Below are 25,341 nucleotides of genomic sequence, written 5' to 3'. Positions count from 1 at the left end.
GGAGCGCTCGCGCGAACCCCAAGCAGCCGTCGCAGAACTGCAAAATTCCCTCCACGCCCTCAATCGTCCCCGCCCGCCTGCGACGCACTCTCACGGCTTTGCGAGCGAAACGCAGATCAGCTCCTTGTCGTTCCGGGCAAAGACGCACTTGCGGGCGAAGGCCGGATGCGACCAGACCACGTCTCGCCTTTGAGCCGGGCCGGTCGGCTCCAGCAGATGCGCCCGGCTGATTTCCGTGTACCCCTCGGGACTCAACTGCGCCAGGATCAGGTCGCCGTTCTCGCTGCAGAGGACATAGCCGTTCTCGTACTTGACGATGAAGGCGTTGCCCCAGCGGAGCGACGATCCGCTGGTCGGCGCGAACGTCTCCCACTTCCGATCCCCGGTCGCGAGATCGAGACAGCGGAACTCGCCGTAGCTGTCGACCCCATAAATCTGCTCCCCGTCAATCACGGGCGTGCTGATCATGCAGTGCAGGGCGTCGGTCAGACGCTCGTTGCGACCTTTGCGCCGCCAGACGACCGACGCGGCGGGGCGGTCCTGGGCCAGCTTCAGCAGGAGCGATCCGTCGTAGAGGGCGCTCACGAACAGCAGGTCGTCGCGGACTCTCGGCGTAGCCACCGTCAATCCCTCGCGGACTTCAAAGGGCTCATTCCAGTAGACCGCGCCGCTTTCCGGATTGAGCGAGCTGACGGCCGCCGGGTGCCAGACGATGAGCTGGCGCGCTCCGCCGGCCTCGACAATGATCGGCGAACCATAGCCGGCGCCGTGCCGGTCGGCGGAATCGAGCGCCCGCCAGAGCTCCTTCCCGGTCTCCTTGTGGAAGGCGACGACCGTCGTCCCCGGGCCGCCCACGAGGCAGATCAGCTTGTCGCCATCCAGGAGCGGATTCGACGAATAGCCCCAGATCGGAACCGTTGTCCGACCGTAATCCTTCGCGAAGTTCTTCGACCAGACCACCTTGCCGGTATCGGCTTCCAGGCAGAACAGATGCCCTTCGGCGCCGAGCGTATAGACCCGACCGTCGCGCACGACGGGAGTGGTCCGCGGCCCCGCCGGGTAGCTCACCGTGTACGGGCACTCGTACTCATGCTTCCAGATCAGCTCGCCATTGGCCGCATTCAGGCAAAGAACTCGCTCGGTGGCGGGAGTCAGCTTGCGGTCGAACGGGTCGTCCGGATTCCGGGTTCCTTCGGGAAGTTGCTTGTCGGTGATGTAGATCCGGTCGCCGACGACGGCGGGTCCGGCATATCCGCCACCAACGGGGACGCGCCACAAGACCGGCGGCCCTCCCTCGGGCAACTTTTCAACCAGTCCCGTTTCCCGCCAGACGCCGTCGCGCTGCGGCCCCATCCATTGCGGCCAGTCGTCGGCCCGCACAGTCGTCGCCAGCCCCACACAAATCACGCCGAGCAGTACGGATTTGAACATCGCGATTGACCTTCGTCACAAAGCACTCGAGAACCCAGGTTCACGATACCGGCCGACTGTCGGCAGAACCAGCCGTTGATCCGGAGGGCGGTTCGCGCCGTTCCTCCGGACAGCTCGGACTTGTCCCGTCTGGTTTGATGGCGCGCGATCGAACTGCGCCGATTCTGCAGCCGTTCACCGATGATGACGTCAGCACCGCGATGTCCGACGTGAAATCCGACGTCGGCAATTCACCCCGGAGAAACCAGAACCGCCGAGGACAGCAAGCCGGTCGCCTCACCCGGAGCCAATTCTCGGACTGCACAATGGGTGACGTCGCGTCCCCCTTCAACCCCGCTTCTCAAATCGCTCCCGCAGACCCAGGGACTCCGCGACGCCAAGAACCTGCTGCAGTTCGGCAAACGGCAGCATCCGGTCCGACAGTCCGTCGACCCGCCCTTCCTTCAACATGGCCTGCGCCAATGCGCGCACCGCGAAGCCCGCAATCGCCAGACTCTCCACCGGCGACACGCAGATGCGATATCCGAGTTGCTCCAAATCGGCCGCAGAGAGGATCGGCGTCGCACCGCCGACCAGCATGTTCGCAAGCTGCGGTCGGGGAATCTCCCGCGCAATCCGCGCCAGCTCGTCGACAGACCGGGGGGCTTCGACAAAACAGACGTCGGCCCCCGCCTCGGCATACTGCTGCGCCCTGCCGATGGCGTCGTCCACGCCATGCACCGTCAACGCATCGGTCCGGGCAATGATCGTAAAGTCCGGATCGACGCGCGCATCGAGCGCCGCCCGCAACCTGACCAGCATCTCCTCCGCGCTGGTCACCTGCTTCCCCGGAAAATGGCCGCAGCGTTTCGGGAAGACCTGATCCTCCAGGAGCAGGCCCGCCGCCCCGGCCCGCTCCAGCTCGCGCACGGTCCGGACAATATTCTGCACGTCCCCATGCCCGGTGTCTGCGTCGACGATGACCGGCACGCGGACGGCCGACGTCATCCGCCGGGCGGCTTCGACAATTTCAGTCTGCGTAATCAGCCCCGTATCCGGCAGCCCCAGCAGGCTCGCCGAGGCCCCGAAGCCTCCCAGAAACAGCAGCTCGATCCCGGCCTGTTCCATAATTCTGGCCGAGAATACGTCATGCGGCGCCAGGCTCCGGATGATCCCCGGCCGGGCCAGCAGTTCTCGAAGTTGACGGGGTGCGGACATGGCGACTTGGCTCGCTGGAAGGACGACGTGCAGCATATGGAGAGCGGCTCAATGGGTGTTGCCGCAGTTCAAGCCTGTCCCAGCACTCCCTCCACCACCTTCCCGAACACATCCGTCAGCCGAAACGCCCGGCCCTGAAACCGGTACGTCAGCCGCTCGTGGTCAATGCCGAGCTGGTGCAGGATCGTGGCCTGCACGTCGTGCACGTGGACCGGATCGGTCGCCACGTTCATCCCCAGATCGTCCGAGGCCCCGTACGTCAGCCCCGGCTTGACGCCGCCCCCCGCCATCCACAGCGTAAAGGCATAGGGGTGATGATCCCGACCCCAGCGCGGACGGTCGTTGATGTTCCCCTGAATGAACGGCGTCCGCCCGAACTCCCCGCCCCACACCACCAGCGTGTCGTCCAGCAGCCCCCGCTGCTTCAGGTCCTGCACCAGCGCCGCCGACGGCTGATCGGTGTCTTTGCATTGCGTGTAAAGCTCGGTCGTCAGGCTGTTGTGCTGGTCCCACCCGGCGTGCATGAGCTGCACGAACCGCACGCCCCGCTCCACCAGCCGGCGGGACATCAGGCAATTGTGTGCAAACGTCCCCGGCTCCAGCACCTGCGGTCCGTACATGTCGAGCGTCGCCTGCGTTTCATCTGAGAAGTCGGTCAGCTCCGGCACGCTGGCCTGCATCTTATAGGCCATCTCATACTGCGCGATCTGCGTGGCAATCTCGGGATCGCCGAACTCCTGCAGCTTCATCTCGTTGAGCCGCGCGATGTCGTCCAGCACCCCCCGGCGAATCTCCCGGCTGATCCCGTCCGGATTCGACAGGTACAGCACCGGGTCGCCGCTCCCGCGGAACTTCACCCCCTGATACCGCGACGGCAGAAAACCCGAGCCCCAGTAGAAGTCGTAGAAAATCTGCCCGCAGCTCGTCCCCTTGCTGATCGACGTCATCACGACGAACGCCGGCAGCTCCTCCGTGTCACTCCCCAGCCCGTACGTCAGCCACGCTCCCATCGACGGCCGGCCGGGCAGCTCCGACCCCGTCAGAAAAAACGTGATCCCCGGCGCGTGATTGACCGCCTCGGTATGCAGGCTCTTGACGAAGCACAGGTCGTCGACGATCGACGCCGTGTATGGCAGGAAATCGCTGACCCACGCCCCGCACTCGCCCCGCTGGCGGAATGGCTCGACCGGGGCCAGCATCAGCTTTCCCTTGGGATCGCCGGTCATCGTGCTGAACCGCCGCTCCCCCAGATACTCCTCTGGGACCGGCTTGCCGTGCATCTCTTTCAGCAGCGGTTTGTAGTCGAACAGGTCGACGTGCGTCGGCGCCCCGTTCTGAAACAGATAGATCACCCGCTTCGCTTTGGGCGCCGCATGCGGCAGCCCCGGCAGGCGTCCGCCGGCAGGAGCCGCCGCCAGCCCGTCCCGCTGCAGCAACCCGCCGAGCGCCGCAGTCCCTAACCCAAGTGCACTGCGTCCAAAAAACTGCCGGCGAGTCACCTGCTGGCGGTATGCATCAAGGGGATCGGGCATGGCGGGAACTTCGTCAGGAGGATCACGGGCGGATGCTCAATTGAGTATGCGTCCCGCAGGTTCGACCGACAAGACCCCGATCACTCCCAACCTCTTAGCCCCCGGCCATTCAGGCCGGGGGGACACTCGTCACCCCAAGACGCCCCCTACTTCACCACCGACAACCGCTCCGTCACCCGCACCTCGGTGTCCTCCCCCTGGATCCGCCACAGCAGCGGGCGCGGCAGCCGACACGTCAGCGTGACGCGCGAGTCCGTGTATTGCCGGTCCAGAATCTCCGAGTGCTCCGCCAGGTACGCGAACAGCTTGCCGTTCCCCGCCGAGGTTTCCACTTCGACGTCGACGAAACCGTTCCCCAGCCGTTCCGCCACGATCGCCGCAAGCTGGTCGAACCCCTCCCCCGTCACGGCGCTGACCGTCACCGAGCAGGCGTACTTCGCCCGCAGGACGTCGACGATTTCCCGGTCCTTGACCGCGTCCGACTTGTTGAGCACCAGCACGAAATTGCGGATCTCGACGCCGATCTCTTCCAGCACCTTCTCGACCGTCTCGGCCTGCTCCTCCGCCTCCGGATTACTGGCGTCGACGACGTGCAGCAGCAGGTCCGCCTGCCGGGCTTCTTCCAGCGTCGACTTGAAGCTGGCCACGAGCTGGTGCGGCAAATCCCGCACGAAACCGACCGTATCGCTCAGCAGCACATCCCCCCAGCCCGGCACGCGCCACTTCCGCGTCCGCGTGTCGAGCGTCGCAAAGAGCTGGTCGGCGACGTACACGTCCGACCCGGTCAGCGCATTCATCAGCGTGCTCTTGCCGGCATTGGTGTACCCCACCAGCGAGACCAGCGCGTGCGATTCCCGCTGCCGGACCATTCGCTCCCGGCGGACTTCAATTTCGCTGATCCGCCGCTTCAGCTCGGAAATGCGCGTGCCGATCAGCCGGCGGTCGATTTCGATCTGCTTTTCACCCGGACCGCGACCGGCGCCGATGCCGCCGTCGATGCGTTCCAGGTGGGTCCACATCCGCTTCAGGCGGGTTCGCGTATACATGAGCTGGGCCAGCTCCACCTGCAGCTTGGCCTCGAAGGTCCGCGCGTGCGTGGCGAAAATGTCCAGAATCAGTTCGCTCCGGTCGACGATGACCCGGTCGACTTCCCGCTCCAGCTCCCGGCCCTGGGCAGGCGACAGGTTGTTGTCGAAGATCACCAGCTCGGCCCCGGTCGCCTCGACCAGGCTCTTCAGCTCTTCGATCTTGCCTTTCCCCAGGCACGTGCTGGGATGCGGTTTGGCCCGCATCTGCACCAGCTCGCCGACCACCGTCACCCCGGCAGTCTTCACCAGCCCCTTCAGCTCGTCGAGCACCTGGTCTCGGTCGAGCTTCCGGGAAGACTCGACGACGGCCACCAGGACCGCCGTCCGGTGCTGCACCTGCAGCTCATCACGCATAGGTTCGGGCAAGGGTGTGGTGCTCTCAGGGAGGAAGGAAACCCGCACTCCAGCGGGCAAATGTCCAGAGGAATTTATAGGCCGCTCAGGCACGGCCGGCAATCCTGGACCATGCGGGGCGACTTCCGTGAGTTCCCTGCTGGCAGGACGAAACACGAAATCCGAAACCCGGAATCCAAACAAATCTCAAATCGGACACGACGTTGCCACGACAGGTTCACGGAATCGCTGCATTCTTGGGCCTTCCCGGATTTCCGCAGATCACCCCCTTCCGGTCTGCGCGCCCTCCGCCGTGGATCCTCTTTTTCATCCCGAACTATCCCGCCACCACCGTCACCTTCCGCGTCTGCGCGACCGGCAGCTTGGGAAGCTTCAGTCGCAGCACGCCCTGGCGGATCGTTGCTTCGACCCCCTGGCGGTCGATATTGTCCGGCAGCTTGAAGATCTGCTGATAGTTCCCTTCGCGGTACTCCCGATGGACGAGCTGAAAGCCGGGCAGGTCGGTCGGCTGAACCCGGACGTTCAGAATCAGCCGGTCGGGTTCGAGCGAGATCTCCGCCGACTGATCGTCGGCTCCGGGAACCTCGCAGACGATCTCCCACGCCTCGGCGGTTTCCTGAATCCGCGTCCGCGGCACAAACTGCAGCTCGGTCGCCCGAGCAGGAGCACAGGCTGTCTCATTCGTCATGATTTCCATCTCCAGGAGGGCCGGGCGCGCCCGGCCGATTGTTTATGTGATCTCGTTCCCCAGTCTCTGCCCGGGGACGCCCTTTTGAGAGGCTCCGCCCCATTCCTTCAGCACCCACTCCCACACGGGACAAACTCCAGATTTGTGGGAAAACTCAAACAGAGAACACGAACCACGAATGACACGAATCCGCACCAATGACAGACAGCAAAACTCCATTGCTCCTGTCTTCCTCCGTTCTCCGGTCCCCTCCGTGATCTCCGTGCTTTCCGTGGTTCAATCCGTTCTTCATTCGCGTTGATTCGTGCAATTCGTGGTCAATCCTCCGGACTCACCCCGCCGCCACCGGCACCTTGCGCGACTGCTGCGAAACCGGCCGCCTCAACCGGATCGTCAGCACGCCTCGCTCATAGCCGGCTTCCGCCGACTGCGAATCGACCGGGAACGGCAGCTTCAACGTCCGGGAAAACTCCACGGTCTCCGACTGCCCGGGCTCCGGCGACCAGACCGGTCGCTGGCCGCGAACCGTTACCGCGTCAGCCCCGACTTCCAGATCGATTCCCGCAGGGTCCAGACCCGGCGCGACCGACGTCAGGACCACCTCTTCGGCGTTCTGATACACATTGAACGGCGGGTACTCCGCGTCTGCGGGCCGATTGTGCCGGGCCAGCCGCTGAACATCGTGCTGCAGCCGGGCCAGATCGCGCCAGGGATTCCATCGTTCATGAACAAGTCGCATGGGAACGGACTCCTGAAAACCTGCCTGCGGAAAACACCGTTCACGGGCTCCAGAGCTGTCGGGAGCCCGTCAAACACGTCTGTCAAGTCTGGTGATCTCATTTTGCACGCCGCGTGCCAGAATCGAGGAATTCAGAATCAGGATTTCGATTGGCGCCGCAACTCATTGTGTAGTCGTGGATTACGCGCAACCTCCCGGACTGGACGTCCGGCTTGCCACATTGGCAGCTCGTCGCCGACTGCCGTAATGGCGTCTTTGCGCGGCAAAGAGCGGTCAACTCGACGGAGCCTGCTGATCTGGCAGTCTCAACTTACCCAGTGTGAACGAAGCGACTTCCCGCAACTCGAATGAAACTCCGCCGGTCGATTCTCCGATGAATGGGGCGTAAGTCCCGTGGATGACGGGTGCTCGGGATTGCGCAGCGCAATTTTCCGCAGCAGGAGATCTGCACGGAGGCAGTGGCCGGAGGCGGGCCGGAATCGGAGCAGTTCCACTGTGGACTTCCGGTCGGGCCGTCTCTCCGCCCTGGTCGACCGGCGTGAACCTGCGGGCATCGGTTTCCACGGCAACTCTTCCCGAGTTCCTCAGCCTGGATCGCCGGTCACTCCGAACATGTCGGTGCAGTTTGCTGGTGCGCGTTCTTCCGACGACCGCCGCCGCCGTCGCCTGGCGGTGAACGCGGAAGGGAGCCCTGCAGCCCTCTCCCCGGAAGACGCCGCACGGATCGAACGCCGGGGGCTCTCCGCCGATTCCGTCGTCGCCGTCGCCGCACCCTGGATTCCCCAGGCGCTCTGGCGGATCTGGACGGCTGGCGTCCTGTTGATCGTCGGGCTGGTCCTGACCGGCATTGCGACCGTCGAGCCGTTTGCGCTCCGACCGGAGCTCCAGTCGCTGCAATCGCACCTGCTGGAACGGTCCCGGCCGGTCCTGGTCGACTACCTGCAATCGGTGGGCTGGACCGGCATCACGGCCTGGGCGCTCCTGATCGGCTGGTATCGTTCGCGGAGTCAGTCGGACTTTGGCGGCCGCTACCGCATCTGGACCTGGTTCGCCGGCTTGCTGGCCGTCATCGGCTTCTGCGCGGGGACCGATGCCCATCAGGCGCTGGCCCGGATCGCCGTGGAGTTCAAGCTGCTGCCGGAACACGCCGGGACATTGATCTGGCAGATCCCGCTTCTCTCCGCCGGGCTCCCGCTGGGCGTGATGATCGATCGCGATCTCCGCCGTTCGCGAATGAATCTGGTCCTGTACCGCATCACCGCCGCCGTGCTCCTGGCCGCCGCCGGGGCGCCGTTGCTGGCCCGGTCTGTGGCGGGGGCGCCGTGGTTCGAATATGCCGCGATTCTGCTGCCGCTGACCGGGATGGGGCTGCTGTTTCTGACCCTCTGGCTGCACGCCTGGTATGTCGCCTACTTCTGTCCGGATTCGCCGGACATCGAAGCCGGTCGCCCGTCGGTGCTGGGCCGGTTGCTGTGTCGGATCGCCAGGCTGTTCCGCCGAAAGGCCGCGGACGGGGAGGACGACGAGTCCGCGAAGCCGCGCCGCCGGCGCAAGAAGGCCGAATCGGAGTCTGAGGCGGTGGCCGCCGCCCCCCGTCGCAAGCGCAAGGCCACGACTAAACGGACGGCGAAACCGCGGACCCGGACGCGCAAGGCGGACGACGAGGAAACCGAACTCGAAGCCTCCGAGGAATCGACCGGCTGGAATGAAGAGTCGACGGCCGAGGAAGCCTGGGGCGCTTCCCCCGCGGAGCTGGCGGAAACCTCGGAATGGTCGGAACCGGAAGATCCGGCGCCGTCCCGCAAGGCGTCCAGCTCGTCTCGCTCACCTTCCGCCAGCCGCCCTTCGGTTCCGGAACCGGAGGAAGAGCCTTCCGCCAGCGAAGAGTGGAGCGACGACGACGGGAACGACTACCGCGTCGACGGTCCCCCGGCCGACCAGCTCAAAGGCCTGAGCAAAAAACAACGCCGGGAACTGCGCAAACAGTGGAAAGACCTGCAGCGCAGCGGCTGATCTGTGCAGGCGGGCCGGGCAGCTCGAAAAGCGAATGCATTGCAAATTGAAAAGTGCAAATTGCAAAACGCAAAATGAGAACGCGACAGCGTCTACTCCCGTCCGGCGATCAGCGACCTGAGGTGCTGTTGCCGTCGATCATCGGGAGTCGAGAAAGGCAGCGTTCTGGACGCTGAGATGGCCAGCCCGCGTCTTGAGCGCCGAAGCGGGCGACGGGCTGTAGCCACGGGTGAAACGAAGTCCGCCGTCAGGCGGACGGAGTGCAACCCGTGGAACGACGCGTCCTCCGCGCGCATCCGCCCCGGAAGGGGCGGCGGAACGACAAACTCGTGTGTCGGTCCCCACACAACGTCTTTCCCCCCGTCCGGCGATCAGCGATCAGCCCTCTTCTCCGGCTATTCGCTATTCGCTATTCGCTTCCCCCCCCCTCACAACACCGGCGAAAACATCCGGCAGAGGTTCTCCTTCAACCGCTCGACGGTCGAGCGCTTCGACCACGTCGGCAGTTCGATCTTCAGCGCGTCCGGCAAGTCCAGCTCGAAGTGCGCGCTGAGCTGCTCGGCGATCGTGGCGTCGTAAATCGCCACGGCCACCTCGAAATTCAGGAAGAGGCTGCGGGCGTCGCAGTTCGGCGTCCCCACCAGCGACCAGCAGTCGTCGATCGCCAGCGTCTTGGCATGCTGCTGGCCCCGACGGTATTCGTAGATCTCGGCCCCCGCCTGCAGCAGCGAATCGTAGTACGAGCGACACGCATGCCGCGTCACCCAGTACGTTTTCGGCCCGGAGACCATGATCCGCACCCGCACGCCCCGTAACGCAGCCGTTTCGAGAGCCGTGACGATTGCCGGGGGAGGCACGAAATACGACGTCATCAGCGTCACGGAGCGCCGGGCCTCATTGATGGCGGCGAACATCAGCGTGTGAAACACATTCTCCTCGTCATCGGGACCTCCCGACAGGACCTGAGCCGTCACCCCCCCGGTCTGAACGGCCGCCGGATACAGTTCCGGTTGCACGAGCTGTTCGCGAGTCGCAGACATCCAGTCCAGTGCAAAGACTTCCTGGAGCTGCAGCACGACCGGGCCTCGAAGCCGCAGATGCGTGTCCCGCCAGTAGCCGAAATACGGATCCCGACCGAGATACTCGTCGCCGACGTTCATGCCCCCCGTGAATCCCACCGCGCCGTCGACGATAATGATCTTCCGGTGACTCCGCAGGTTGATCGACCAGCGCTCGAACAACGACCGGCCCGGCACGAAGGTTGCCACGTGAATTCCTGCGTCGCGCATCGGCTGCAGGAACCGTCGGGTCAGCCACATCGATCCCAGCGTATCGTAAAGAAAGCGGACCTTGATCCCCTCCTGCGCCCTGGCGATCAACAGGTCGCGGAGCCGCGTCCCCGTCCGGTCGGGCTGCCAGATGTAGTATTCGAGGTGAATCGACGACTTCGCGCCTTGAATCGCCCCCTCGATTTCCGCAAACACGCGATCCGCGTCGTGCAGCACGTCGACGACATTGCCCCACATCGCCCGGGTGCTGTCGAGTCGGCGGGCGATGCGGCGGAGCGCCGCCGGGACCGGACCGCATTCCGCGTCTTCGGCAGTCGGACTCCCGGCGATCGGAGGCAGCAGACTGCCGAGGCTCTCCTGAATCCGCTGTCGACTTCGTAACCGGCGACGGGCGACGCGATTGACGCCGAAGACCGCAAACAGAATCGCCCCGACGATGGGCATGGTGACGATGGCCATGACCCAGGCGACCGTCGAGACGGGCTGCTCTTTCTTGGTCAGCAGCACGACCGGCAACAGCAGCAGCGTCGTCGCATAGCCCAGGAGGGACGCAAACCCCAACAGCGATTCCCAGGATTCCATCATGCCGCCGTCCGCCCGTGGTGAGAGTGCCGCCGCGATTGTCGGCTGTGGAGCCGTTCTCGACAACGTCGGCCCAGAGAACCGTGAAACGAGACGTTTCACCATCGTCGGCGCCGGCGAGCGGCAGATTCCGCCAGTCTCGCCCGCAGTTCGCACCCGGTGAAACGGGTTTGCGCCGGCGCCCGCGGAATTCCTGTTGACGCCCGGCCGCGACTTGGGCTATTTCGCCCCATCGTCTGTTGAACTCAGCGGGCCCGACGCCGGTCGCATCGGCAATGCGACGGGCGGCCAGAAACACATTGACCCCATGTCCGCAGTCGTTGTGATCTGTCCCGAAGTCGGGGCCGCGGCGAGTCAGGACGCCTCCGAATCCAGGAAGGAGCAGCAACGGCATGAAGCCATCTCAGTTCTTCAAGGTTGCCATCGTCAGCCTCGCGACTCTTGGAGTCGTCATGCCCCAGGCGGGCGTGCTTGCAGCCGCTGAATCGCGTGCACCGGCCCGGAGCACCGTCCGGATCGCCCGCACCGGTGAAGTCGCCGACGTGACGCTGGCGAAGGACGGAACATTCGCCGGTCGCGTCGTCGATCACGGCGGCATGCCCCTCGCCGACGCCGAAGTGGTCGTTCGCCAGGGCCAGCGCGAAGTCGCTCGCACGCGAACCGATGCCAAAGGGGCCTTTGCAGTCAAGAACGCGCGAGACGGCGTTTACGAAGTCGCCGCCGGGAAGACCGAAGGCCGCTTCCACCTGTGGACCGGCGAGACGGCCCCGAAGATCTCCCGCGAGCAGGCTCTACTGGTCATGGGCGAGAACGGCGCCCGGGGTCAGTACGGCGCGGTCGATCCCGCACTTCTGCTGCTGACCGCAGCCGTCATCGCCTCCGTCATCCTCGGCGCGATCGCCGTGGACAAAATTGACAACCTCCAGGACGACGTCGACGGTCTCCAGGATCAGGTCAACAAACTTCAGCAGTCGCTGTAGCGATTCCGCGACCGCTCATCGCTCTCCATCGCCGGCGCCGCCGCAGGTCATTCTGGGTCGACCTGTGGCGGTGCTGTTTTTCACGAGGCATCCCGCCCGGGCAGATCGCAGCTCTGTGGAACGCCCGTCTGGACGTTTCATGCGTCTGGCGCGTCATTCGCGGATTACCGTGCTCTCCGAGACTTCCCGTCTTTCGAGGAACCGCCGGAAATAGCCGGATTTCGGGAATATCGCGCTCAGCGCGTCGGCATCGGCAGGCCGATATTGCCGTTGACGGAGGACCCCGGCAAACTCAAGTTCCGTTCACCCCGGCGCCATCCTCCTCTCCGATACTCAGAAATTCAATGTTCTGTGTTCGCGCCCGAGGGTCGCGAATTGGCACGGATGACCGTCAGGGACTGGGCCCAGGAGCTGAACGAAATGCAGGGAATGTCGCTGTTCAAAGGGGCGGTCGTCGCCCTTGCCACGTTCGGCGTGGTCTGCCCGCAGGCCACCGCAGCCGCCGCAGGACAGACCGCCGCCGCCAAGCCGGTCGTCCACATCGCCCGGGCCGGCGCCGTGGCGAATATCAAAACCGCGAAAACCGGCGTTTTCGCCGGCCGCGTCGTCGATCACAACGGCTCGCCGATCAAGGGGGCGGAAGTGGTCGTCCGTCGCGACGCCAAAGAAGTCACCCGGATCGCGACCGATGACCGAGGCGTCTTCCAGGTCCGGCATCTGGAGAACGGCGACTACCAGGTCGCTTCGGGCGGCACGGAAGGCAACTTCCGCGTCTGGAACGACGGCTCGGCCCCGGCCACCGCCGACGAATACGCTCTGATCGTGCAGGGTGAGGACGGAGCCCGCGGCCAGTACGGCGGAATGGGCAACGGCATGCTTCTTCTGACCGCTGCAGTGATTGCCGCGATCATCATTGCCGTCATCGCGATCGATCAGAACGATGACGACAACAACGACATCGTCAACGCTCCGCCGCAGTCGCTGTGAACATCGCGCGACGGATCGAGTGAAACGAATTCGACTTGCCGTCGGTTGCCTCGGGTGCAGCCGACGGCAAACGTCATTTCAGGCCGCCCGCGCCCGGTCGCTTCCGAAGCGATCCATCAGCCGCGCGATTTCATTCGCGCCGTGCAACACGCGCACCCGCTGATCGACCGCCAGCACCGACGGGCCGTCGAGAGAATCGCCCGGCAGCTTCACCAGGTCTTTCAGCGTCGTGACCAGCGCCGCGGCCCCGATGGCTTCGGCCTTCCGCCGCAGTCGTTCGAAGTCCGCCGCCGTATAATGGTGATGGTCGGGAAAGACTTCCAGCTCGGCAGAGATCCCCGCCGACCGCAACGTCGCCGCAAAGCCCTCGGGATTGCCGATTCCGCAGAACCCCTGGCAGACACGCCCCGCCAGCGACGAGAGGGGCGTCTCGCAGCCCTCGCTGTCAATCAGCATGCCCGGCTCAAAAGCGATGTCCGCAACCGGAACCGGAGCGATCTCGGCGATCTCCCGGCGCAGCTCGGCCACCCGCGCGGCTGATGCCTGATCGGCCCGCGTGATGACGATCAGATCGGCCCGTCGCAGACCCGACATCGGTTCCCGCAACAGCCCGCGGGGCAGGAGTCGTCCGAAGCCCCACGGGCGCAGCGCATCGATCAGCACGATCTCCACGTCCCGCTGCAGCCGCCGATGCTGCAGCCCGTCATCGAGAATCAGCACTTCGCAGCCGAACTCGCGAATCGCCCGCTCCGCACCGGCCACTCGATCCGGATTCTGCACTTGCGGCACGCCAGGGCAGAGCCGGTCCAGCACCCGCTTTTCGTCGTTCTCCGCGCCGTCGAGCGAACGATAGCCCCGGCTCAGCAGCCCTGGCCGCAGCCCCCGGGACTGCAGTTCGCGGGCAAGAAACGCCGTGAAGGGGGTCTTGCCAGTCCCCCCGGTCGTGAGGTTCCCGACGCTGATGACGGGAACCGCCGCACGCTGCGACGCCAGCCAGCCCCGGTCATACGCGAGATTCCTGGCCGAAACCGCCGCTCCATAAGGAACCGACAGACCGGCCAAAAGCCAACGGGAGAGCGCCGCGGACAGGCCGCGTCGCTCTCCCGACAGGATCTCCAGCAGCCTCGTCTCATCCATGAGAGCGGCTTTCGTCAGCGTATGAACTACATCGACTGCATCTTGGCGATGATCGCGTCGGCCATCTGAGCCGTTCCGACCGCCGTCGGATCGGTCCGATGAGGCTTCATATCGTAGGTCACGTCCTTGCCTTCGGCGATCACGGCAGCGACGGCGGCTTCCAGCTTCTCGGCCGCGGCCTTCTCGCCCAGGTGCTCCAGCATCAGCTTGCCGGACAGGATCAACGCGGTCGGGTTGACCTTGTTCTGGCCCTTGTACTTCGGCGCGCTGCCGTGCGTCGCTTCGAAGATCGCCGACGACGGACCGATGTTCGCTCCGGGCGCGACGCCCAGTCCCCCCACCAGGCCCGCGCACAGATCGCTCAGGATGTCGCCGTACAAGTTGGATAGCAGAATCACGTCATACTGCTCGGGCTTCTGCACGAGCTGCATGCACATGTTGTCGATCAGCCGCTCCATGTAGGCGACCTGGCTGGCGTCGGTCGTCTTGCCGGCCAGTTCGGCGTCCGGGGCGACCTTCAGCTCGGGCTGCTCGAACTTCGCGCCGTAGGCGGCGGCGACGGCCCGGGTCTCGTCGTACCACAGCCCGTCGGTGAACTTCATGATGTTCGCCTTGCAGACCGAAGTCACCGACTTCCGTCCCGCCTTCACGGCGTAGTCGAACGCGAAATTGGCGATGTTCCGGGTTCCCTCGTACGACATCGGCTTGATGCTGACGCCGGTCGTCGCCTTACCCGTGCTGATCTTCCGACCCGTGGCTTTCGAATTGATGAAGTCGATCAGCTCGGCGGTTGCGGGCAAACCAGCCTGGAACTCAACCCCTGCGTAGAGGTCTTCTGTGTTCTCGCGGACGATCACCAAGTCGACGTTCACGCCCGAAAAGAAGCTCCGGACCCCCTTGTACGTCTTGCAGGGACGGAGACAGGCGTAAAGCCCCAACTCCTGACGCAGATAGACATTAACGCTGCGAAAACCCTTGCCGATCGGCGTCGTGATCGGCCCCTTGAGGGCGACCTGATTCTTGCGAACCGACGCCAGCACCGACTCGGGGACCTTGCCCAGCTTCTCGATCACTTCGATGCCGCATTCCTGGACGTCCCAGTCGAATTTGACGCCGGTCGCTTCGAGACAACGACGGGTGGCTTCGGTAATTTCCGGTCCGGTCCCATCGCCCGGAATCAGCGTGACGTGATGCATGTTGCGTGACACCTAACGTGTTGTAAACCAACGAATTCCGCTCGAAGAAGGGGGCGTCGCTCAGCGGACGCGCCCAGCGCACCTTCCTCGACGTCGCAGGCCCCGCCGACGCTAACACAACCCGAAGCCCGGTTGCAAGCTCAGGGGGCAGTCTGCTGATGCGTTACGCGGTCGGAAGACAGAAGAGTTTTACCGCGGAGACTCGGAGGACGCAGAGGAAAGAGGGAGGAAAATCAATGCAAAAATGGGGATAGAGTCAGATTTGCCAGTCGGCAACTCGGACGACTGGCCTTCCATTCTCGCTGGCTCTCAGCACTGGACTCCAGCTTCTCGACTCGCCCTCACCCCTCCAGCGCCTGCCGGAAATCCGCCACCAGGTCGTCCGGATGCTCGATTCCCACCGAGACCCGCAGCGTGCTGGCGGTGATCCCCGCTTCCCGCCGGGCCGGCTCGGTCATTGAGGCGTGGCTCATCGTGTCGGGGTATTCGATCAGCGACTCCACGCCGCCCAGCGACTCGGCGAGCTGGAACAGCGTCAGTTTGCTCAGAATCTTCTCGACCGCCGGCCGGCCCCCCTGCACGTCAAAGCTCAGCATCGCGCCGAACCCCTTCTGCTGCCGCTTCGCCAGCGCGTGCTGCGGATGATCCGTCAGCCCCGGGTAGTAGACCTTCGCCACCGTCGGCTGGCCGTTCAAAAACTCAGCCAGCGCCTGGGCCCCCTTCTGATGGGCTTCCATCCGCGGACCCAGCGTTTTGACGCCTCGCAGCACCAGCCAGGCATCGAACGGCGAACAGGCCAGACCGAGGGCGTTGACGACGTAGCTCACTCGCTCCGCATGGGCCTTGTCGCGAGTAATGATCGCCCCGCCGACGACGTCGGAGTGTCCGTTCAGATATTTCGTCGTCGAGTGGACGACGATGTCCACGCCGAACTCAAACGGCCGCTGGAGATAGGGCGAGAGGAACGTATTGTCGGCGATCGTGATCACGCCCGCGGACTTCGCCACGTCGCAGATCGCCTGGATGTCGACGATATTCAGCAGCGGATTGCTGGGGGTCTCGATCCAGATGCATTTCGTATTCGGCCGCAGCGCCTTGCGGACGTTTTCCGGATCGCCCATCCGGACAAACTCGAAATCGATCCCCATCTTGCGGAAGACGGCGTCAAACAGCCGGTACGTTCCGCCGTAGATATCGTGCCCGGCGATGATGTGATCGCCCGGCTGGAACAGGTGCAGCACCCCCGCGATGGCCGACATCCCCGTGCTCGTCGCCCGGCAGTCGATCCCTCCTTCGAGGGCGGCCAGGTTCTCCTCCAGCGCCCGGCGGGTCGGATTGCCGCTGCGCGTGTAGTCGAAGCCGCGGTGTCCGTCCAGGTTGTCCCAGCGGAAGGTCGATGACGGATAAATGGGAGTGGTGGCGCTGAGCCAGGTCGAATCCTTGTCCACGCCGGTGTGGACGCATCGCGTTTCGAAATGCATGAGCCGTTTTTCCTTGCGCAAATCTCGGGAACCGGGCACAATCGTAGGTGAAACCTGGGAAAGGAACAATCGCTCCGCCGCCGGGCCGGGTCCCGCGAGTCGTCTGCGACCCGAGTGGCGCTGGCGGCCTTCAAGCCGCCAGTCTTTTTCTGCCGAGAATTGCAGCGTTCATCCCCGGCAGCGCAGCGCGTCCAGCAACTCTTCCAGCGGCGCGACGGCCTGTTCCAGCGCCGCGGCAGTCGCCGGGGCGTCGGCCTCAATCGCCGCCCGCTCGATGTTCCAGAACGCTTCGCGGGCACGGAGTGCGCCGATATTGTCCGCCGAGCTTTTGGCGGAATGGGCGACGCGCCGGGCCTGTTTGAAGTTTTCCGCCGCGACGAACTCCCGAATCAGTCCCAGCCACTGCACGCCTTCGCTCAGCACGAGCCCGAGGATTTCGTCGCAGAGCGCCTGGTCGCCGCCGGTCCGCTCGAGCGCCACACTGCGGCTGTAGACACCCGGCGTCCCGGTCGAGTTCGCGGAAAAAGCGGTCGCACTTTCGGCGGAGGACTCCCGACTTCGTGACGGCTCGATGGTGACGTCCGCGGACCGCCGCGACAGTGACTCTGCGAGGAGCGCATGCAGGGCCGTCCGTTCGATCGGCTTCCGGGCATACCCCGTACACCCCGCGTCCAGACAGAACTTCTGGTCGCCGAACATGGCATTGGCGGTCAGAGCGTGGATCGGGCCGGTCCAGCCGCGTCGGCGCAATTCGCGGGTCGCTTCATAGCCATCCAGCACCGGCATCTGCATGTCCATCAGGATCAGATCGAAGGGTTCTCCGACCTCCCGGCTGGCGAGCGCAGCATCGACGGCTTGTCGACCGTCGCCGGCGACGGCCACCGTCAGTCCCCACCTGCGCAGCAGGCTGGCGATCAGCCGCTGATTGTCCAGACAATCTTCCGCGAGCAGCACGCGTCCGGCAAGAGTATCCAGCATCCTGAGATCCAAACGGTCAAAACGTCGACTAAGCTCTGTGCCGGCGGCCGTCATTTGAAGTCCGCGAGCCGATTCCGTCATATCGTTGCAGGGCGACTTCGCCAAGGTCCGCCGGCCGGAACGTGAACGGACTGCGGATTTCCGCTATCCTCGCCGCAGCCTCAGCCGGCAAAATCGTTCCAGGAGATTCCCGTGGCCCGCAAACGGAAGAGTCAACCAGGGCCGTATCTGCGCTATCTGGAGATCGCGCGATGAATGTCGGCAGCGCCAATCACATCAGGGCGGCATATCGCCCCGGCAGGGGCGCAGGAGTGTAGCCACGGGTGGAGCGGGGAGGCGAAGCCGACCGACGCGGAACCCGTGGATCTGCCGAATCAAAGGACTCGGAGCCCCGGGCGGGGCGAAGGAATCCGTGCCGTTGTCATTCCCGCAACGTCGTCATTCCGCCGTCCCTCCGGGACGGTTGCCCGAGAGTCGCATCGAGTCCCACGGGTTGCACTCCGTCCGCCTGACGGCGGACTTCGTTTCACCCGTGGCTACAGCCCGCCGCCCCATTCGGGGCTCAAGACACGGATCGACAGCTTCGACGTCCTCAGTCCGTCCGGCATCCGCACCGTGGCCTATGAAGACACCGAGCACTTCCTGGTCACACGCGGCTTCCTGGCCAATCCGCAGCGGACGCTGTCGCTGCTGATGGAGGAGGGGAACGCCAGCGGATGACGCGACGTGAAAGCTGCCCGTTGTTTCGGCGCAAACTCTTTACGCAACGGTGCTCTTTGGGAGATCACGATGTCAGGCACGCGAGACAAAGAACTCGATAAGAGAAGAACTCTGGAACTGATCCGAAACCCGAATCGACCGAAAGACACGGATGGTGAGAACTGGCTGGGTCACGGAGCTCTTGGAGGGCAGTACGCGAAGCTTGATAACCTGCTGCTTGACGGCGCAACGATGGAGGAAATGCAACATGCGGGGAACGCAAAAAGCACAATCCGCGCACATATCCAGTCCCTGAAACGAGACCATGACCTGCTCGTGATCAAGGACGCTCACGGCCGATGGATGTTCGACAGGAAACATCTGGAAATTGCCGTATCTGAGCCGTTCCCTGAGGAAATCGCTGAGCCACAAGGGCTTCCCGAAGGTGCCGTTCGCACGATTACCGTGAATGCATACGAACGAAATCGGGAGGCGCGCGACGAATGCATCAAGGTGCATGGCACAACCTGCACCATCTGCGCCTTCAACTTTCGGGATGCCTACGGTGAGGTCGCAGAGGGACGCATCCATGTCCATCACCTCCGCCCGCTTTCGGAGATCGGAGAAGAATACTTCGTCGATCTGGTTGCCGATCTGCGTCCGGTTTGCCCGAATTGTCACCTGGTGCTTCATCTCCGAAATCCAGCGTACAGCATTGAAGAAGTGAAGGCATTTCTGGGACAGCGTGTGGTCCGGGCCGTCGAGGCTGAGTAGTTCATTCGTGGCGTTGCGCCTGGAGTGATTTCCGCAACGCGAGAGGTGCCGGACTCCAACCTTGTGTCGTGCAGCGGTGACACGTCCCGACTTTGGTCAGGTGGCGCAACTGCGTCGGCGATCTTGAATTGCTTGCTGGAGATCGCGCGATGAATGTCGGCAGCGCCATCACATCTGGCCTGCATATCGCCCCGGCAGGGGTGCAGGAGTGTAGCCACGGGTGCAGCGGCGCGGAGGCGAAGCCGACCGACGCGGAACCCGTGGATCTGCCGAATCAAAGGACTCGGAGCCCCGGACGGGGCGAAGGAATCCGTGCCGTTGTCATTCCCGCAAGGTCGTCATTCCGCCGTCCCTCCGGGACGGTTGCCCGAGAGTCGCATCGAGTCCCACGGGTTGCACTCCGTCCGCCTGACGGCGGACTTCGTTTCACCCGTGGCTACAGCCCGCCGCCCCATTCGGGGCTCAAGACACGGATCGACAGCTTCGACGTCCTCAGTCCGTCCGGCATCCGCACCGTGGCCTATGAAGACACCGAGCACTTCCTGGTCACACGCGGCTTCCTGGCCAATCCGCAGCGGACGCTGTCGCTGCTGATGGAGGAGGACGCGTCCAGCGAATGACCTGAAGTGTTAATCGTCCGAGGAAGTGAGAAGTCGCTGCGCCACGGCTGACTCAGCCGTGGCACACATGACTTCCATGCGTTCCTACTTGCCCGAACCCATTTCGGCGCTGGTCTCGTAGAAGTTGGCGGCGTGGCTGACCGAACGAAACGCAACTTCCGGGTTTTCGCGGCTGTAGTAGTTGCAGGCCCACTCGGACCGGAACAGCACGACCGGCTGCATGTACGAATCGAGCACGATGCGCGACTCCCGGTCCAGCTTGAGCTGATGCAGATCGGCGGCGGGCATGTCGACCCAGCGGGCCAGGGAGTAGGGGAGCGGGTCGATCGTGACGGAGGTATTGTATTCCGTCTCCAGCCGGAACTTCACCACATCGAATTGCAGTTCGCCGATCGCCGCCAGAATCGGTTCCCCGATCTGGCTCGACGACGGATAGAAGACCTGCACGGCCCCCTCCTCGGCAAGCTGCTCGATGCCGCGGGCGAACTGCTTTCGCCGCTGAGTGTCGGTGCAGCGGAAGACTGCGAAGTGCTCGGGGGGAAACTGCGGCAGGCGTTCGTAGTGAAACACGTCTCCCACGCAGAGGGTGTCCCCCAGTTGCAGCCGGCCCGGATTGACGAGCCCCAGAATGTCTCCCGGAAAGGCCACGTCCAGCGTTTCCCGCTCCGCCGCAAAGACCCGGTGGCAGCGGCGGACGTTGATCTGTCTGCCGGTCCCGGCGTGCGTCACCGCCATATCCCGCTCGAACTGGCCGCTGCAGACCCGCACGAACGCCACGCGATCCCGATGCCGCGGGTCCAGATTCGCCTGGATCTTGAAGACGAAGCCGGAGAACTCGGGTCGGTCGACCGGAATCGGCCCCAGGTTGCTCTCGCGGTTCTGCGGCGACGGCGCCAGGGTCAGAAAGTGGTCGAGAAAATTCTCGATCCCGAAGTTCGTCAGCGCGCTGCCGAAAAATACGGGCGTCTGTCGACCGGACAGAAAGTCGGCCTGACTGAAACTGGCCCCCGCCCCTGCCAGCAGTTCCAGTCCCTCGGTCAGTCGGGCGCGGTGTTCCGCCTCCACCTGGGCGTCGGTCAGTTCGTCGAGCGCGAGAGTCTCGAAGGGAACGATCTGGTCGCTGGCGGCCTCCCGATCAAAGACCAGGGCCCGTTCTTCGCGGCGATTGTAAACGCCTCGGAACTCGCGCCCCGAACCGATCGGCCAGTTGATGGGGACCGCGACGAGTCCGAACTTCGATTCGATTTCGTCGAGCAGCTCGAACGGATCTCGCCCGTAGCGGTCGACCTTGTTCACAAACGTCAGAACCGGAATCTTCCGCAGCGCGCAGACGCGAAAGAGCTTCTCCGTCTGCGACTCGATCCCCTTGGCAAAGTCCAGCACCATCACGGCGCAGTCGGCGGCGTACAGCGTGCGGTAGGTGTCCTCGCTGAAGTCCTGGTGACCGGGGGTATCGAGCAGATTGATCCGGTGGCCGCGATATTCGAACGTCAGCACCGTCGAGGTGATCGAGATCCCGCGCTGCCGTTCCAGCTCCATCCAGTCGGACGTGACCGCGCGATTCGATTTCCGCCCGCGGACCATCCCCGCAACACTCAACTGCCCGCCGTACAGGAGCAGCTTTTCCGTGAGCGTCGTTTTCCCGGCGTCGGGGTGAGCGATGATGGCGAAAGTCCGGCGACGGAGCGCCTCATTCCGCACCGTTGAATCCGACGCCCACATTCAGGGTTCCTCAAGACGACTGCAGGGATCACCGTCGGCGGACCGCCGACTCTCGACATTCAGCGCTGCTGCGCTGGAAAACTCTTCCCGCAGGCGGCGACGACATTTTTTTCCGAGTCTGGCCGATTGTCGCGTCCGAAACAACTCCGGTGGGCAAACCGCCTGTCGCGGGCCGGTCCGTCGACGTCGCTGCCCGGTTTCCCGTCGAAACCTGGAAACCGGGCAGCAGGGACCGCCGGAACTGCGGGAGCTTCACGACTACTTCACGGCGAACTTCGCTTCGTACGCCAGGCTGGCCAGGAAGTGCTTGGCGGTGATGTATTCGACGGGTTCAAGATGATGGATGTTGGCCTTGACGATGTCCATCATCTGCGTGCAGGCCTTGTCGATGGCGACGGCGTTGTCGGATCCGTCGCCGCTGTTCCCCGGCGAACGGTCGTGGAACAGCTTGTCGATCGCGAGGCGGGACTCTGCGAATTCACCGGCGCGCAGGACGTGCGGCCAGTAGATCAGGCTGTGGGCGCGATCGAACTGCTCGTCGCTCAGCCGGTGCGGCGCTTCCATCTGCTCGATCTGGCGGAGGACCGTCTGGACGTGCTTTGCGTACTCGGCGGACTTCTGCAGTTCGACTTTCTGGTGCGCTTCGAGATCGGCCTGATTCTTGAAATGCGTATCCAGCTTAAGCCGCTGATTCTGCAGGTACTCCGCGACCACCTGCTGATGAATCAATTGCGCCTTCTGATTGGAAACCTGGTACTGGCCGAGGCCGGATGCAAAGTTCCCCATCCCCGTCGCTTCTGCGCCCATACCCATCCCGGCTCCCAGGGCCGGCGTCATTCCGCCGCTGAAGCCGCCATATCCGCCGTACCCGAACCCGCGGTATCCGTAGTAACGGTGATACTGGGCCTGGGCCGGATCGGCCAACCCGAGAATGACGCCGCCAGCGATTGCCGCCAGTACCAAGAGTCCACGCATGCCAGCCCCTTCCCGATCGTTGTGAAGAATGTTCATCCGACGACTGCCCCGCTCGGGCGGTGCGCAGTCAGATCTCGCCCGTTTTCATGCTACCGCGCGGCTGCGGGAGTTCCCACGACCTGAGCGCCGATTCGCCGTCCGGAGAGTTCGATTGCGCGGGATGCAGCGGATTTTCCGTGGCTTGAGGATCTCAACCAGGAATCGCCGGGCCGCGACGAGCCGGAGGAGGTCTGAATTCAGCCCTGCCGATGCCCCGTCAATTCGCTCGATTTCCGGTCCTGGCCCCGATCCAGCAGCTTCGGCCGCGGCGGTTGAGCCGTCGCCGGTTTGCCGGTCAATTCCGTTTCGCTCACGCTCCGGTACAGCCCGATCGGAAACAGCAGCGGTCGCCAGGGGAGACCTCCCAGGATCTCGCCCATCACGTGCTTCACCGGCAGCGCGTTCGGTTCGCGAATCTTCCGCACCCAGCCGGCGGCCACCCACCGCAGGACGATGCTCCCGGCGAACATCACGTGAAAGTGACCCCACGACCTTCCCAGCAGCTCCCACCGCTGGCCGGCGAGCAGGGTCATCAGGCCCCCCGCCGCGATCGACGTCACCCCGCCGACGATCCCCGCCAGGGCGGTGCTGGCGGCGATGTACATCGTCCGGTTCTGCGACGGCGAGTGCTTGATCATGAACCCGTTGTTCGCGATCAGAATCCCCGCGTTGAGGACCTGGTCGAGCATGAAGATCGGCGCCAGCGCCCAGAAGGCCAGGACCGGCGTCGGCGGGATCAGCAGCAGCGCGATCATGTTCACCGACTTGAACGCGACGCACAGCACCAGCACCGGTCGCGCGCCGAAACGGTCGGACCAGCGGCCGAGCCGGTGCGAGAACATCGCCCCGCCGATCCACGAAAACGTCCACAGCAGCAGCACCTGGTAGAGCGTCATTCCGACCTCTTCCAGCAGGTACAGGCTGATGAACGGCGCGCCGGCCATGGCCGCGAAGTGCCAGAAGCAGGTGAATTTGATGAACCGCTTGAACTCGCGGTTGCGGAACGGCTCCGACAGAACGTCTCTTAACCGCGGCTGCGGCACCCGCGTGACCGGCGGCTCGGGAACTTTGACGAACAGCAGCAGATCGGCGGCTCCCAGGACCGTGGCCAGGAGCGTGAAGGCGGTGAAGGCCGTGCGGATGTCGAGGCGCAGTTCGTAGAGCACGGTGGCTGCGGCGAACAGCGAAACGGCGCTGGTCCACTGCATCCAGTATTGGCGGGCGCCCCAATAGCTGCTCAGTCCGGTGTGCGGGAGGTAATCGCCCATCCACGACAGCCAGAGGGGCGAACTGAAGTGCAGGAGCGCCTGGTTGACGGCGGTCAGCCCCAGCAGCAGCCAGATCCAGGTCGGGCCGGACGTTTCCGGAAACAGCCAGGGACCCAGCGCGACGGGGAGGAGCATCAGCCGATGGGCCATCGCCGTCCAGAACCAGAGCCGCCGACGGTACTGCAGATGATTGACGGCAATGGCGGCCAGGAACTGACAGAAGAGCATCAGCGTCGGCAGAGCGCCGAGAATGCCGATGTGCAGCTCGTTCGCCCCCAGTCGTCGGGCGTATTCGATCGTCGCGGGAGACGTCGTGAGCTGAGTATACGCAGCAGCCAGGCAGCCGGCGAAAATGATCGCCCGCTGCGCCTGAGGCAAAGACCACACGGCAACAAACTCGTTCGGATCGGAGAATTGGGAGGCGGAGTGATAGCAGACCGGCCCGACCGGCGGCTAGAGGGAGTCGCGCGGAAGTGGGGCGGAAGTCAGGAAAATGAAAATTGGCTGCGGAGCAGCGGAGGACGCGGAGAAGGCGAAGACTGAGAAGGTCCGGAAAGTGAAAAGTGAGTGTTCTTGAGTGAGTCGTGCAAAATGAAGGACTCGCCACCCGGCTGTGGATCACGTGCTCCGTCACTTTGCACTCATCACTACTCAATACTCACTTCTCACTCTCCGGATTTCTTCTCCGCCGCTCCGCGGTGAAATCATCTTTACGTACGCGTCCGTTCCGGATTCCGTCTGGACATTCGCGTGAATTCGTGCGATTCGTTGGTGACTTCGGCGTCTTCCACGAATCAGGGCTGTTTCCCATGGGCTTCATCGACCTCTCCAAGATCCCAACAATCACTCCCGTCCCCGGCTGCCGGCTCCGGACGCCGTTCGGGCAGAACCTGATGCTCTCGTACCTGGAAATGGAGGACGGGGCCGAGGTGCCGTTGCATCACCATCCCCACGAGCAGGGGGGAATTCTGCTCGAAGGGAAAGTCCAGCTCACCATCGGCGACGAAACCCGCGTTGTGGAAAAGGGCTCGCTGTTCCTGATCCCGCCCGGCGTCCCGCATCGCGCCGTGGCGGTCGGCGGTCCCGCAGTCGTGCTGGACGTCTTCAGTCCCGTTCGCGAAGATTACGCCGAGCTGATTAACAACTACATTCCCCCGCTGCCGGGCGTCTGAAGGGAGCACAGCATGTCGGATTCCGGCCCGCTCGATCGGCGGGAGTTCGCCCGCCGGGGACTCCTGGGAGGCGTCGCCATCCTCGGGCTCCAGGAGGCGGCCGTTGCGGCGCCGCCGGATCGCAAAGAACCGCCCGCCTTGGCTGACGACCCGGTCAATCTTCCCCCCGAACCGGCCCTGCCGACCGAAGAGGCCTTGCTGCTGACGTATCTGGTGCAGCATTATCCCAGCCCGCACTACAGGGACGAGGGGGTTCTGCAGGGGATCTACGGCGACATCGCGGGGGATCTTTCCCGCGGTCGAATTCTCAGCCGGTTTCCCCTGACGAACGCCGACGAGCCCGGCCCCGGATTTCAGGCCTGGCGATCCGATCTCGGCGAACTTCTCGGGCGCTGACAGC

General features: G+C 64.2%; 20 protein-coding genes. 6 read left to right on the top strand and 14 right to left on the bottom strand.

Annotated elements, in window-relative coordinates:
* Positions 1-90: 90 nt before the first annotated feature.
* The 6 genes from SH412_RS23650 to SH412_RS23625 form a co-directional block, all read right to left on the bottom strand.
* On the bottom strand, positions 91-1,431 hold the full coding sequence (locus tag SH412_RS23650) for a PQQ-binding-like beta-propeller repeat protein (protein ID WP_336520498.1): 1,341 nt from the start codon (positions 1,429-1,431) through the stop codon (positions 91-93).
* Between the two features lie 327 nt (positions 1,432-1,758).
* Positions 1,759-2,628: an isocitrate lyase/PEP mutase family protein gene (locus SH412_RS23645; RefSeq protein ID WP_336520497.1), complete on the bottom strand. Its 870-nt coding sequence runs from the start codon at positions 2,626-2,628 to the stop codon at positions 1,759-1,761.
* Between the two features lie 68 nt (positions 2,629-2,696).
* Complete coding sequence (locus SH412_RS23640) at positions 2,697-4,160, bottom strand: DUF1501 domain-containing protein (RefSeq protein ID WP_336520496.1); 1,464 nt, start codon at positions 4,158-4,160, stop codon at positions 2,697-2,699.
* A 146-nt stretch (positions 4,161-4,306) separates the two neighbouring features.
* Positions 4,307-5,614, bottom strand: a complete 1,308-nt coding sequence (hflX, locus tag SH412_RS23635) for a GTPase HflX (protein ID WP_336520495.1) — start codon at positions 5,612-5,614, stop codon at positions 4,307-4,309.
* Positions 5,615-5,918: 304 nt separating this feature from the next.
* Positions 5,919-6,290, bottom strand: coding sequence for an Hsp20/alpha crystallin family protein (locus SH412_RS23630; RefSeq protein WP_336520494.1), 372 nt, complete (start codon positions 6,288-6,290; stop codon positions 5,919-5,921).
* A 331-nt stretch (positions 6,291-6,621) separates the two neighbouring features.
* On the bottom strand, positions 6,622-7,029 hold the full coding sequence (locus tag SH412_RS23625) for an Hsp20/alpha crystallin family protein (protein WP_336520493.1): 408 nt from the start codon (positions 7,027-7,029) through the stop codon (positions 6,622-6,624).
* Positions 7,030-7,641: 612 nt separating this feature from the next.
* Here SH412_RS23625 and SH412_RS23620 point away from each other — a divergent pair.
* Positions 7,642-9,042: a hypothetical protein gene (locus SH412_RS23620; RefSeq protein ID WP_336520492.1), complete on the top strand. Its 1,401-nt coding sequence runs from the start codon at positions 7,642-7,644 to the stop codon at positions 9,040-9,042.
* Positions 9,043-9,470: 428 nt separating this feature from the next.
* On the opposite strand, the gene cls is transcribed toward SH412_RS23620, so the two are convergent.
* Complete coding sequence (cls, locus tag SH412_RS23615) at positions 9,471-10,916, bottom strand: cardiolipin synthase (protein ID WP_336520491.1); 1,446 nt, start codon at positions 10,914-10,916, stop codon at positions 9,471-9,473.
* A gap of 389 nt (positions 10,917-11,305) precedes the next feature.
* Here cls and SH412_RS23610 point away from each other — a divergent pair, with 389 nt between their 5' ends.
* Positions 11,306-11,893 (top strand): carboxypeptidase-like regulatory domain-containing protein, encoded by a 588-nt coding sequence (locus tag SH412_RS23610; RefSeq protein WP_336520490.1) that lies wholly within the window; start codon positions 11,306-11,308, stop codon positions 11,891-11,893.
* A 384-nt stretch (positions 11,894-12,277) separates the two neighbouring features.
* Positions 12,278-12,880: a carboxypeptidase-like regulatory domain-containing protein gene (locus tag SH412_RS23605; protein WP_336520489.1), complete on the top strand. Its 603-nt coding sequence runs from the start codon at positions 12,278-12,280 to the stop codon at positions 12,878-12,880.
* A gap of 78 nt (positions 12,881-12,958) precedes the next feature.
* On the opposite strand, the gene lpxK is transcribed toward SH412_RS23605, so the two are convergent.
* The 4 genes from lpxK to SH412_RS23585 form a co-directional block, all read right to left on the bottom strand.
* Positions 12,959-14,017, bottom strand: coding sequence for a tetraacyldisaccharide 4'-kinase (gene lpxK / locus SH412_RS23600; protein WP_336520488.1), 1,059 nt, complete (start codon positions 14,015-14,017; stop codon positions 12,959-12,961).
* A 26-nt stretch (positions 14,018-14,043) separates the two neighbouring features.
* Positions 14,044-15,213 (bottom strand): isocitrate/isopropylmalate dehydrogenase family protein, encoded by a 1,170-nt coding sequence (locus SH412_RS23595; RefSeq protein ID WP_336520487.1) that lies wholly within the window; start codon positions 15,211-15,213, stop codon positions 14,044-14,046.
* A 341-nt stretch (positions 15,214-15,554) separates the two neighbouring features.
* On the bottom strand, positions 15,555-16,694 hold the full coding sequence (locus SH412_RS23590) for a trans-sulfuration enzyme family protein (protein ID WP_336520486.1): 1,140 nt from the start codon (positions 16,692-16,694) through the stop codon (positions 15,555-15,557).
* Positions 16,695-16,862: 168 nt separating this feature from the next.
* On the bottom strand, positions 16,863-17,672 hold the full coding sequence (locus tag SH412_RS23585) for a response regulator (protein ID WP_336520485.1): 810 nt from the start codon (positions 17,670-17,672) through the stop codon (positions 16,863-16,865).
* Positions 17,673-18,398: 726 nt separating this feature from the next.
* Between SH412_RS23585 and SH412_RS23580 the strand changes: the two genes are divergently transcribed.
* Positions 18,399-19,145, top strand: a complete 747-nt coding sequence (locus tag SH412_RS23580; RefSeq protein WP_336520484.1) for an HNH endonuclease — start codon at positions 18,399-18,401, stop codon at positions 19,143-19,145.
* A 704-nt stretch (positions 19,146-19,849) separates the two neighbouring features.
* Here the strand turns inward: SH412_RS23580 and SH412_RS23575 are convergent.
* The 3 genes from SH412_RS23575 to SH412_RS23565 all read right to left on the bottom strand — a co-directional run bounded on the left by SH412_RS23575 (position 19,850) and on the right by SH412_RS23565 (position 24,156).
* The gene (locus tag SH412_RS23575; RefSeq protein WP_336520483.1) at positions 19,850-21,487 is read right to left on the bottom strand and encodes a peptide chain release factor 3; all 1,638 of its coding nucleotides are present in this window, start codon (positions 21,485-21,487) and stop codon (positions 19,850-19,852) included.
* A 258-nt stretch (positions 21,488-21,745) separates the two neighbouring features.
* Positions 21,746-22,462, bottom strand: a complete 717-nt coding sequence (locus SH412_RS23570; protein ID WP_336520482.1) for a hypothetical protein — start codon at positions 22,460-22,462, stop codon at positions 21,746-21,748.
* Between the two features lie 236 nt (positions 22,463-22,698).
* Positions 22,699-24,156, bottom strand: coding sequence for an MFS transporter (locus SH412_RS23565; protein ID WP_336520481.1), 1,458 nt, complete (start codon positions 24,154-24,156; stop codon positions 22,699-22,701).
* Positions 24,157-24,527: 371 nt separating this feature from the next.
* On the opposite strand from SH412_RS23565, the gene SH412_RS23560 reads away from it, so the two are divergent.
* On the top strand, positions 24,528-24,941 hold the full coding sequence (locus tag SH412_RS23560; protein ID WP_336520480.1) for a cupin domain-containing protein: 414 nt from the start codon (positions 24,528-24,530) through the stop codon (positions 24,939-24,941).
* A 12-nt stretch (positions 24,942-24,953) separates the two neighbouring features.
* Positions 24,954-25,337, top strand: a complete 384-nt coding sequence (locus SH412_RS23555; RefSeq protein ID WP_336520479.1) for a hypothetical protein — start codon at positions 24,954-24,956, stop codon at positions 25,335-25,337.
* The last annotated feature ends 4 nt before the right edge of the window (positions 25,338-25,341 follow it).

It is taken from the genome of Planctellipticum variicoloris (genome assembly GCF_030622045.1).
In the GTDB taxonomy this organism is placed as follows: Bacteria; Planctomycetota; Planctomycetia; order Planctomycetales; family Planctomycetaceae; genus Planctellipticum; species Planctellipticum variicoloris.
The sequence above is the reverse complement of the archived record's forward strand: the minus strand, read 5'-3'. Positions and strand labels throughout refer to the sequence as shown.

What these genes read in the sequence shown, in the direction of transcription:
- cls (WP_336520491.1), bottom strand. Translation starts at nt 10,916, where the DNA reads ATGATGGAATCCTGGGAATCGCTGTTGGGGTTTGCGTCCCTCCTGGGC.
- SH412_RS23650 (WP_336520498.1), bottom strand. Translation starts at nt 1,431, where the DNA reads ATGTTCAAATCCGTACTGCTCGGCGTGATTTGTGTGGGGCTGGCGACG.
- SH412_RS23640 (WP_336520496.1), bottom strand. Translation starts at nt 4,160, where the DNA reads ATGCCCGATCCCCTTGATGCATACCGCCAGCAGGTGACTCGCCGGCAG.
- SH412_RS23570 (WP_336520482.1), bottom strand. Translation starts at nt 22,462, where the DNA reads ATGCGTGGACTCTTGGTACTGGCGGCAATCGCTGGCGGCGTCATTCTC.
- SH412_RS23605 (WP_336520489.1), top strand. Translation starts at nt 12,278, where the DNA reads ATGACCGTCAGGGACTGGGCCCAGGAGCTGAACGAAATGCAGGGAATG.
- lpxK (WP_336520488.1), bottom strand. Translation starts at nt 14,017, where the DNA reads ATGGATGAGACGAGGCTGCTGGAGATCCTGTCGGGAGAGCGACGCGGC.
- SH412_RS23575 (WP_336520483.1), bottom strand. Translation starts at nt 21,487, where the DNA reads ATGTGGGCGTCGGATTCAACGGTGCGGAATGAGGCGCTCCGTCGCCGG.
- SH412_RS23630 (WP_336520494.1), bottom strand. Translation starts at nt 6,290, where the DNA reads ATGACGAATGAGACAGCCTGTGCTCCTGCTCGGGCGACCGAGCTGCAG.
- SH412_RS23595 (WP_336520487.1), bottom strand. Translation starts at nt 15,213, where the DNA reads ATGCATCACGTCACGCTGATTCCGGGCGATGGGACCGGACCGGAAATT.
- SH412_RS23585 (WP_336520485.1), bottom strand. Translation starts at nt 17,672, where the DNA reads ATGCTGGATACTCTTGCCGGACGCGTGCTGCTCGCGGAAGATTGTCTG.
- SH412_RS23620 (WP_336520492.1), top strand. Translation starts at nt 7,642, where the DNA reads ATGTCGGTGCAGTTTGCTGGTGCGCGTTCTTCCGACGACCGCCGCCGC.
- SH412_RS23555 (WP_336520479.1), top strand. Translation starts at nt 24,954, where the DNA reads ATGTCGGATTCCGGCCCGCTCGATCGGCGGGAGTTCGCCCGCCGGGGA.
- SH412_RS23625 (WP_336520493.1), bottom strand. Translation starts at nt 7,029, where the DNA reads ATGCGACTTGTTCATGAACGATGGAATCCCTGGCGCGATCTGGCCCGG.
- SH412_RS23645 (WP_336520497.1), bottom strand. Translation starts at nt 2,628, where the DNA reads ATGTCCGCACCCCGTCAACTTCGAGAACTGCTGGCCCGGCCGGGGATC.
- SH412_RS23590 (WP_336520486.1), bottom strand. Translation starts at nt 16,694, where the DNA reads ATGCATTTCGAAACGCGATGCGTCCACACCGGCGTGGACAAGGATTCG.
- SH412_RS23610 (WP_336520490.1), top strand. Translation starts at nt 11,306, where the DNA reads ATGAAGCCATCTCAGTTCTTCAAGGTTGCCATCGTCAGCCTCGCGACT.